Origin of the sequence: Phenylobacterium sp., assembly GCF_044371015.1 — a bacterium.
Classification (GTDB): Bacteria; Pseudomonadota; Alphaproteobacteria; order Caulobacterales; family Caulobacteraceae; genus Phenylobacterium.
On record NZ_JBILUK010000147.1, the window covers coordinates 1 to 7,956 of the forward strand.

Here is a 7,956-nt window from a genome sequence, read left to right on the forward strand (position 1 = left end):
TCGCGCTGCCGCCGCCGTTGACGGTGTCGTCGCCTTCGCCCGCCGTCACCGCGCCGCGGCCCGTGTAGGTCAGCAGGTCGTTGCCCGCGCCGCCGCCGAGGATGTCGAGACCCGCGTCGGAGTTGATGGTGTCGTTGCCCGAGCCGCCGTTCAGCGTGTCATTGCCGGCGCCGGCGAGGATCGAGTCATTGCCCGACCCGGTGGTCAGGCTGTTGTTGCCTGCGCCGCCGCTGACCGTGTTGTTGCCTTCGCCCGCATCCACCGTGTCGTTGCCGCCGGTGGTGGTGATGCTGTCCGACCCGGCGCCGCCCAGTACGGAGTCGTTGCCGCCGCCGCCGGTGAAGGTGTCATCGCCGTCGTTGAGGTCGGCGATGTCGGAGCCCGCGCCCGACGAGATCGAGTCGGCGCCCCCGCCCACGGCATAGGTGGTGGCTTCGGTCGCGCCGCTGACGGTGTCCTGGCCTGAGCTTGCAATGACGGAGCCGCCGCCGGTCATGGAGACGACGTTGTTGCCCGTTCCAGCGTCGATGGTGTCGGCGCCGCCGCCGGCGGTCACCGTGTCCGCGCCGTCGCCGGCATTGATGTTGTCGTTGCCGCCGCCGGCGGTGATCGCGTCATTGCCCACGCCGGTGACGATGGTGTTGTCGCCGCCGCTGTCGCTGACCGTATCGTCGCCGTCCGAGGTGTTGATGTTGTCGGCGTCGCCGCCGGCATTGACGCTGTCGTTACCGAGGCCGCCGGTGACCGTATTGGTTCCGGCTCCGGCGAAAAGCGTATCGTCGCCCAAGCCGCCATCGATGTTGTCGGCGTTGGTTCCGGCGACGATGCTGTCGTTGCCGCCGCCGGCGAGAATGATGTTCACACCGGTCGAAGCGCTGACCGTGTCGTCGCCTTCGCCAGCGTCGACCGTGTCGCTGGCCGCGCCGCCGGTGATGTTGTCGTTGCCGTCGCCGCCGTTCAGCGAGTCCGCCCCGCCGCCGCCGGAGAGGGTGTCGGCCCCGCCTTCGCCGCTCAGGGTGTCGGCCGAAGTCCCAGCCAGCAGGCTATCGTCGCCGAGATTGCCGCCCAGGAAGTCCGCGCCGCCGGCGCTGCCGTCGATGGTGTCGCTGCCCTGACCGCCGAGGAGAAGGTCGCGGCCGGTGTTGCCGGTGATGCTGTCGTCGCCCAGGTTGCCTTGTGCGAACTGGAACACGGTGGCCGTGCCGCCCGTGCCGGTGGTGATCGTGTCGTTATCGCGACCACCGTACATCACGTCGGTGCCGGTGCCGCCGATAAGGCTGTCGTCGCCCTGGTTGCCCTGAACCAGGTCGTCGCCTCCCGAGCCGTCGAGCGTATCCGAGCCAAGGCCGCCGTAGAGACCGTCAGCGAACGCTGTGCCAGCCTGATTGTCGTTGCCTGTCGCACCGATGAACAGCCGGGAACTGTCGGGGAGGACGATGTCGGTATCGCCGCGGATGCCGCCCGGATCGGAGAAGGTCACCGACCGGAAGGACGTCGACAGGATGATGTAGTCGGGCGTGTTGGCCGTGAACGGTATGAACGCCACCGATACCTGGGCCGCGGTCAGGCCGTTGGTGTTGAAGATCAGCTGGTCCGCGGGGGTGTAGGCCAGGGCCTGCTCCGCCGTGATGGTCTCGAAGAAGAACGTCGCCACTGTGCGGCCCCCAATCTCGAATCGAAGTTTGTCCCTTGCCGGGACCTTAACCGTAAATCCTTAGCTAAGGTTACCGCCCCTACCGGGCTCGGCAACAAAGCATTGGCTAATTCAAGACGACGCCGGCAGTTCCTTTCCAGAGGTCGTAACGGCGCCACACCTCCGCGGCCGCTCGCGCGGTCTCCGCGAGCGGGAGATAGGTCGGTCCCTGAAAGCGGCCGTTGAATGGCTGCGCGACCCCTCGCGCGGCCAGGGCGGCGTGCAGTCGTTCAAGTTTGGCGCTGCGGCCCGGAACGGGAAGGATGAACACCGGCTTGCCGGTCGCGGCCGCATCTGTGGCCAGATTGGCGGAGTCCGCGGTGACCAGGACGGCGTCGGCCAGCCCCAGGAATCCGGCGTAGGGATTTTCGCCTTCGTCGTTCCAGATCCACGCCGGAACATCGGCCAGGGTTTCGGCTATGGCCGCGCGGGCGGCGGGAGGCGTGCGGCGCGTGAAGCTGACCATCAGGCTTGCGCCGGCCGAACGAGCGGCGTCGGCGATACGGATCGCCAGGTCCCGGGCATGATCCGCGGGCAGGTCGTGCGCCCTGGAGCGGCCGCCAATGATCACGGCCACCCGGGGCGAGGGCAGATCCGCCACCCGGCCGGCGATACGCGCTGCGCCGGCCGCCAGGGTCGCGGTGTCGAGACGGGTCGGCGCGCCCAGGATGGAAAAGACGTTCGAGCCGGAGAGTTGGTCGTGGTCGGGCGGGATCACCAGGTCGAAGGATGACAGCGGGGCGCGCGGGTCCTGAGTTTGCACCACAAAGGTTCGGCCGCCGCTCCAGGCCCGGACGCGGGTCGACAGTGGAAGGGTCGCCCGCCCAGTCGCGATCCAGAGATCGGGCCATGGAGGTCCGATCGGATTACCGCGCCGCGCGGCCGGCGGAATGATGGGATAGGGCAGGCGGCCGAGACCCCAGCGCCAACCCACCCGCTTGATGGACACGTCGGCCGGCCGTTGGCGGGAGAGCGCTTCGGCGAGTCCCAAGGCCTGGGCTTCAATGCCCGCCCGGCCGTCGGAAACCGCCCAGACGCGCAAAGGGCGCCTGGAGGTCGTCAGACCCACTCCACCTTGACGATCTCGTAGGCCTTCACGCCGCCGGGCGTATTGACCTCGACGACGTCGCCCGTCTCCTTGCCGATGATCGCCCGCGCGATCGGCGAGGTAACAGAGACCCGGCCGCGTTTCACATCGGCCTCATGCTCGCCGACGATCTGGTATCGGGCCTTTTCTTCGGTGTCCTCGTCGATCACCGACACCGTTGCGCCGAACTTGATCTGCTTGCCCGACAGCTTGGACACGTCGATCACCTGAGCGCGCGCCATCTTGTCCTCGATGTCGGCGATCTGGCCTTCAATCCAGCCCTGACGCTCCTTCGCCGCATGGTACTCGGCGTTTTCCGAGAGATCCCCATGCGCCCGCGCTTCGGAAATCGCGGCGATCACAGCCGGCCGCTCCAGCGTCTTCAAACGCTTCAAGTCTTCATCGAGGCTACGATAGCCTTCGACGGTCATCGGCACTTTTTCCATCGTGTCTCGAGGTTCGCCCTGATGATCCCTGCCCGCCGCAGGCGTGCGCGCCGGGGGCGAAGAAGCTAGGATTGTGCAGCGCAAAAATCAAGGTCTGTGCGGACTTGAAGCCCGCGACCAAGATACTAGCTTGGCCCCGGGCCAATCCAAGCCCGCCAGTTCGACCGAGAGCGCCATGGCCTTTATAGACCCGGACCGAGACGCATGGGAGGTTTTCAAGACCCTGCCGCGCGACCGCCCGATCCAGATGCTGAACCTGGTGAAGCTCAAGGCGCAGGCCGAGTACCCGCCAGATCACCCCGACCACGGCAAAGCGCTTTCGGGTCTGGACGCCTATCGCGCCTATGGCCGCACGACGGCGCACATCTTTCAGCGGCTGGGCGGACGGCAGGTCTGGGCCGGTAAGCCGGAAGTGATGGTGACCGGTCCCGGGGGAGAGGCCTGGGATATCGCCTTCATCGCCGAGTACCCGACCTCCCAGGCCTTCATCGATATGGTGCGAGATCCCGAGTACCGCGTGCTGGTTCAGCACCGGACGGCTGGGGTGGCGGACTCGCGTCTGTTGCGGCTGGATCCGATCCACGACCTAGGGGCGGGTTTCGGCGAATAGCAGGCTGAAAACGAGGGATTGTTGTCCTTTCGGCCAAGCCGTCGCCGCGGGAGTTTGGGGTCATGCTGAGCCTGAGACCCAATTGTGAGCGGTGCGATCGCGACTTGGCGGCTGACAGCCCGGACGCGCGCATGTGCAGCTTCGAGTGCACATTCTGCGCGGATTGCGCCGAAGGTCCGCTGGGTGGGCGCTGTCCAAACTGCACCGGCGAATTGGTCCGCCGTCCAATTCGGCCCGAGGCGGCCCTTGCGCGGTTTCCGGCGTCCACCGAACGGGTGATCAAGCGACCTCAGCCCGCCAAGCGCTGACCTTCCGTTTCCACAGCCGCCTCAAGAGCGGCCAGGATCGCCTCGACCTGAAAGGGTTTGCCGAGGTGGCCGTCGGCCCCGGCGGCGGCGCTGGCCGCGCGGTCCTGGGCGGCGGTATTCGCCGAGAGCACGATTATCGGCGTGCGTCGCCACCCGGCTGCGGACTCCTCCAGGCGTATGGCGCGGATCGCGGCCAGCCCGTCCATCACCGGCATGCGCAGATCCATCAGCACCGCGTCAAAGCCGCCGCCGCGCCAGGCCTGGAGGGCCTGGGCGCCGTCTTCGGCGACCGCCACCTCGACGCCCGACGCTTAGAGCATCAGCTCGATCACCTTGCGATTGGTCGGATTGTCATCGGCCGCCAACACCCGGAAGGACCGCTTGGCGGTGCGCGACACCCAGGCGGCCGACGGTTGGCTCGGCTCGGATCCATCGTAGTCCACCAGGCCGGCGATCAGTCGCTGCAGCTCGCCCGCGGCGCCCCGCAGACCCGCGACCAATTCGGCCTGGCGCGGATCGAGCGCGGTTTCCTCCAGCGCCGCCGAAAGCCCGACCACGCCATTGAGCGGCGTGCGCAGCTCGTGGCTCATGTCGGCGAGGAAGTCATCCTTGGCGCGCTGGGCGGCCTCGGCCTGGTTGAGCGCCGCTTCCAGCGCCTTCGCCTGATGTTTCAGGTCGGTGATGTCGACCCGCAGGCCGATGGTTCCCCCATCTGAAGTCTTGCGTTCCTCGATCATCAGCCAGCGGCCGTCTGCCAGCTGTTGTTCGTGGCGTTCGCCGTTGGCGGCCGCCAGGCGCGCCACGCGTGTGGCCAGCCAGGCCCCCTCGCGTCCGACCGCATCCGGATAGTCGCCCCGCCGCACGCCTTCACGCAGGGTGTCGGAGAGCCGGGCGCCGGGGCGGAACAGGTCGGCCGAGCGGTGATAGATCTCGGCGTAACGGCGGTTCCAAAGCACGTAGCGTCCCTCTGCGTCGAGGAACACGACGCCTTCCGGAATCGCGTCAATGGCGTCACGCAGACGCGCTTCGGCCGCCCGCGCCTCGGCCCGCGCGGCGTCGACATCCGCTGCCGCCAGCCTTCGCTTCAACCAGGCGGAGAGTGCTCGCAACGCCATTCCCAACCTCCGGGAGCCTTCTCCCCCTGTGTTTGACCCCGAAGGTTCGACAATAACGTTAAGGTTGAGAGCATGGGCCCTGTACACTCCAGGGCGCCCACTCCAGAGGCGCCGGTCGCCCAACAGTTGCGCAGTCCCGACCGGTCGGCCTATGGGCCCCGCCCATGCGGATCACCACGGTCGGTCTCGATGCCGACGACACCCTCTGGCACAACGAAACGATCTTCCGGCTGTCGCAGGATCGGTTCCGCGCCTTGCTGGCCGAGTACGCGGACGAGGTCACCAGCAGCGCGCGTCTGGCCGATGTCGAAGCGCGCAATCTGCGGCTCTACGGCTATGGGGTGAAGGGCTTTACGCTCTCGATGATCGAGACGGCGATGGAGCTGACCGGCGGAGACCCGCCCGGCCGGTTGGTCGCCGAGATCCTGGCGGCCGGGCGCGAAATGCTGGCCCATCCGGTGGAGCCGCTGCCCGGCGTCGATGCGGCGCTGGCCGAGCTCTCCGAGACCCATAGGCTGGTGCTGATCACCAAGGGCGACCTCTTGCACCAGGAGCAGAAGCTGGCGGCCTCCGGGCTGGGCGACCTGTTTGCCGCCGTTGAAATCGTCAGTGAGAAGACCCCGGAGACCTATGCCCGCGTGTTCGAACGGCATGGCTCGGGCGCCGACCGCTCGGCCATGGCCGGCAACTCCGTAAAATCCGACGTGCTCGCGGCGCTCGACGCCGGCGGCTGGGCGGCCTGGATTCCCTATCCGATCACCTGGGCGCATGAGGAGGCGCCACCGCCCCAGGGGCATCCGCGATTTGCTCAGCTGGCGACCATCTCAGAGCTGCCGGCGTGGGTCCGAGCTCTGGGCTAGGAACCACGGATGACACAGATGAACACGGATGGGAGGTTCGATGCTTCAGATCACAGAACGACCCGTTCGATCTCGATCCGACCGGCTTGGCCGAAGTTCGCGAGCAGGCCGACCCGCAGACCTGTGGCCTTCAGGTAGTTGAAGACCTGCGCGCGGTGGGCTGCATCCAATTGGCGGACGGCTTTCAGCTCCAGGATGATTGATTCGCAGCAAACGAAGTCAGGGATGTAGGTCTGCCTCAGTTGGGCCCCTTTGTAGGTCAGCTGGAGTTCGGGCATCGCGCGGAATGGAATTCCGCGCGCCGTCAGTTCGAGCGCCACGCACTCCTGGTACACCGCCTCAAGGAACCCATGGCCGATGACGTTGCTCACCTCGATGAGCGCGCCCCGGATGCGAAACGTCTCGTCCGCAGAAATCAACACTCCGTCCATCGCTCCCTCCGGCAAGTCGTGAAAGGAACAATACAAGAACTTGATCGTGAGTCATCAAGTTTGGAGGTCGAGGGCAACTCCATCCGTGTTCATCCGCGTCATCCGTGGTCCGCCTACGCGCTCTCGCTGATGACCGCGCCGATCAGTTCTTCAGGCGTGGGCGGTTCATAGACGCCTTCGATGAAGTCGAAGAGTTCGGGGGTCACCTCGATGGCGAAATTCTCGCCGCGCACGACGTTGCGTTCGGCCACCCGGGCGCGGCGGACCTCGGTGGGGGCGCTGACGAAGTGGAACTGCAACGGCAGGCCTGAGCCCTCGGCGATCTCCCGCACGCGCGCCCGGTCGGCGCGGGACATCAGGCCGATGTCGAAGATCACCGGCGTGCCGGCGGCGATGACAGCGGCGGCGGTCGACCAGATCTGGGCCTCACAGCGCTGCACCCGCTCGATCATCCAGGCGTACTCGATGGGCTGAGGCATGTCGGGCGCGAAGAGGCGCGCCATCCAGTCGTCGAGGATGAAGGCCACCGCGCCCTCGCGGCGGGCGAAGGCGTGGGCGTAGGTGGTCTTGCCGGCGCCCGAGGGGCCGAAGATGGCGTGCAGTGTGGCGGTCGGCTGGGCGGTCATGAAGCCGCGCGTTAGCGGATGGTCAGGCCGCCGTCGATCACCATCTCCATGCCGGTGACATAGCGGGCCTCGTCGGAGCAGAGCCAGAGCACGCCGTTCGCGATATCCAGCGGCACGCCCTTGACGCCCAGCGGCACGGCCATGGCCGACATGGCGTCGAGGTCGGGCATGGAGTTCGTACCCGGGGTGATCGCCGCCTGGACGGTGATCCAGATCGGCGTCTCGATCAGGCCCGGATGGACCGAATTCACGCGGATGCCGTCTTTGGCGTTGGCGCACTCCATGGCGACCGACTTGGTGAACAGGCGCACGCCGCCTTTGGTGGCGCAGTAGCCGGCGAGGTTCGCCGAGCCCTTGAGGCCCGCCACCGAGGAGATATTGACGATCGAGCCGCCGTCGCCGGACGCGCGCATCAGCGGGATCGAGTGCTTCACGCCCAGGAATACGCCGTCGAGGTTGATGGCGGTCTGCCGGCGCCAGTTCTCCAGCGTCATCTCCAGAACCGAGCCGCCGATGCCGATGCCGGCGTTGTTGACCAGGATGTCCAGCCGGCCGTGGCGCGCCCGGATGCCGGCGACAACCGCCTGCCATTCCTCTTCCTGGGTGACGTCGTGATGAATGTACTCGGCCTTGCCGCCCGACTTCAGGATGCCTGCGACCACCTCGCCGCCCATGGGGTCCTGGATGTCCGTGACCACGACGGTCGCGCCTTCCTCGGCCAGACGCTCGGCGCAGCCGCGACCGATCCCGCTCGCGCCGCCTGTGACCAGCGCGACCTTG

11 protein-coding genes are annotated in these 7,956 nt (G+C 67.3%); 3 read left to right on the plus strand and 8 right to left on the minus strand.

Annotation, left to right across the window (positions count from 1 at the left end):
* From ACIQ3R_RS12255 to greA, 3 genes are all read right to left on the minus strand, one after another.
* A partial coding sequence (locus tag ACIQ3R_RS12255) for a calcium-binding protein (protein ID WP_397418877.1) occupies positions 1-1,654 on the minus strand: 1,654 nt, incomplete at its 3' end.
* A 106-nt stretch (positions 1,655-1,760) separates the two neighbouring features.
* Positions 1,761-2,762: a mitochondrial fission ELM1 family protein gene (locus ACIQ3R_RS12260; protein WP_397418879.1), complete on the minus strand. Its 1,002-nt coding sequence runs from the start codon at positions 2,760-2,762 to the stop codon at positions 1,761-1,763.
* Positions 2,753-3,226, minus strand: coding sequence for a transcription elongation factor GreA (gene greA, locus ACIQ3R_RS12265; protein ID WP_397418881.1), 474 nt, complete (start codon positions 3,224-3,226; stop codon positions 2,753-2,755). Before greA ends, ACIQ3R_RS12260 begins: the two co-directional genes overlap by 10 nt.
* Before the next feature lie 130 nt (positions 3,227-3,356).
* On the opposite strand from greA, the gene ACIQ3R_RS12270 reads away from it, so the two are divergent.
* Together ACIQ3R_RS12270 and ACIQ3R_RS12275 are read left to right on the plus strand one after the other, a co-directional pair.
* Complete coding sequence (locus ACIQ3R_RS12270; RefSeq protein WP_397418883.1) at positions 3,357-3,836, plus strand: DUF1330 domain-containing protein; 480 nt, start codon at positions 3,357-3,359, stop codon at positions 3,834-3,836.
* A 62-nt stretch (positions 3,837-3,898) separates the two neighbouring features.
* Complete coding sequence (locus ACIQ3R_RS12275) at positions 3,899-4,144, plus strand: DUF1272 domain-containing protein (protein WP_397418885.1); 246 nt, start codon at positions 3,899-3,901, stop codon at positions 4,142-4,144.
* On the opposite strand, the gene ACIQ3R_RS12280 is transcribed toward ACIQ3R_RS12275, so the two are convergent.
* Together ACIQ3R_RS12280 and ACIQ3R_RS12285 are read right to left on the minus strand one after the other, a co-directional pair.
* Positions 4,126-4,440, minus strand: a complete 315-nt coding sequence (locus ACIQ3R_RS12280) for a response regulator (protein WP_397418887.1) — start codon at positions 4,438-4,440, stop codon at positions 4,126-4,128. The two genes, ACIQ3R_RS12275 and ACIQ3R_RS12280, sit on opposite strands and share 19 nt — an antisense overlap.
* 15 nt (positions 4,441-4,455) lie before the next feature.
* Positions 4,456-5,259 carry a PAS-domain containing protein gene (locus ACIQ3R_RS12285; protein ID WP_397418889.1) on the minus strand — a complete coding sequence of 268 codons (804 nt, stop codon included), beginning with the start codon at positions 5,257-5,259 and terminating at the stop codon, positions 4,456-4,458.
* A gap of 164 nt (positions 5,260-5,423) precedes the next feature.
* Between ACIQ3R_RS12285 and ACIQ3R_RS12290 the strand changes: the two genes are divergently transcribed.
* Positions 5,424-6,119: an HAD family hydrolase gene (locus tag ACIQ3R_RS12290; protein ID WP_397418891.1), complete on the plus strand. Its 696-nt coding sequence runs from the start codon at positions 5,424-5,426 to the stop codon at positions 6,117-6,119.
* A 50-nt stretch (positions 6,120-6,169) separates the two neighbouring features.
* Here ACIQ3R_RS12290 and ACIQ3R_RS12295 read toward each other — a convergent pair whose 3' ends face one another.
* The 3 genes from ACIQ3R_RS12295 to ACIQ3R_RS12305 all read right to left on the minus strand — a co-directional run.
* Positions 6,170-6,550, minus strand: a complete 381-nt coding sequence (locus tag ACIQ3R_RS12295) for a GxxExxY protein (protein WP_397418893.1) — start codon at positions 6,548-6,550, stop codon at positions 6,170-6,172.
* 113 nt (positions 6,551-6,663) lie between these two features.
* Entirely contained in the window at positions 6,664-7,176 is a 513-nt protein-coding gene (locus ACIQ3R_RS12300) for an AAA family ATPase (RefSeq protein ID WP_397418895.1), read from the minus strand.
* A gap of 11 nt (positions 7,177-7,187) precedes the next feature.
* The coding region (locus tag ACIQ3R_RS12305; protein ID WP_397418897.1) for an SDR family NAD(P)-dependent oxidoreductase at positions 7,188-7,956 on the minus strand (769 nt) is incomplete at its 5' end.

Excerpts from the sequence above, each read along its gene's own strand:
- greA (WP_397418881.1), bottom strand. The coding sequence starts at position 3,226 with ATGGAAAAAGTGCCGATGACCGTCGAAGGCTATCGTAGCCTCGATGAA.
- ACIQ3R_RS12275 (WP_397418885.1), top strand. The coding sequence starts at position 3,899 with ATGCTGAGCCTGAGACCCAATTGTGAGCGGTGCGATCGCGACTTGGCG.
- ACIQ3R_RS12285 (WP_397418889.1), bottom strand. The coding sequence starts at position 5,259 with ATGGCGTTGCGAGCACTCTCCGCCTGGTTGAAGCGAAGGCTGGCGGCA.
- ACIQ3R_RS12290 (WP_397418891.1), top strand. The coding sequence starts at position 5,424 with ATGCGGATCACCACGGTCGGTCTCGATGCCGACGACACCCTCTGGCAC.
- ACIQ3R_RS12295 (WP_397418893.1), bottom strand. The coding sequence starts at position 6,550 with ATGGACGGAGTGTTGATTTCTGCGGACGAGACGTTTCGCATCCGGGGC.
- ACIQ3R_RS12300 (WP_397418895.1), bottom strand. The coding sequence starts at position 7,176 with ATGACCGCCCAGCCGACCGCCACACTGCACGCCATCTTCGGCCCCTCG.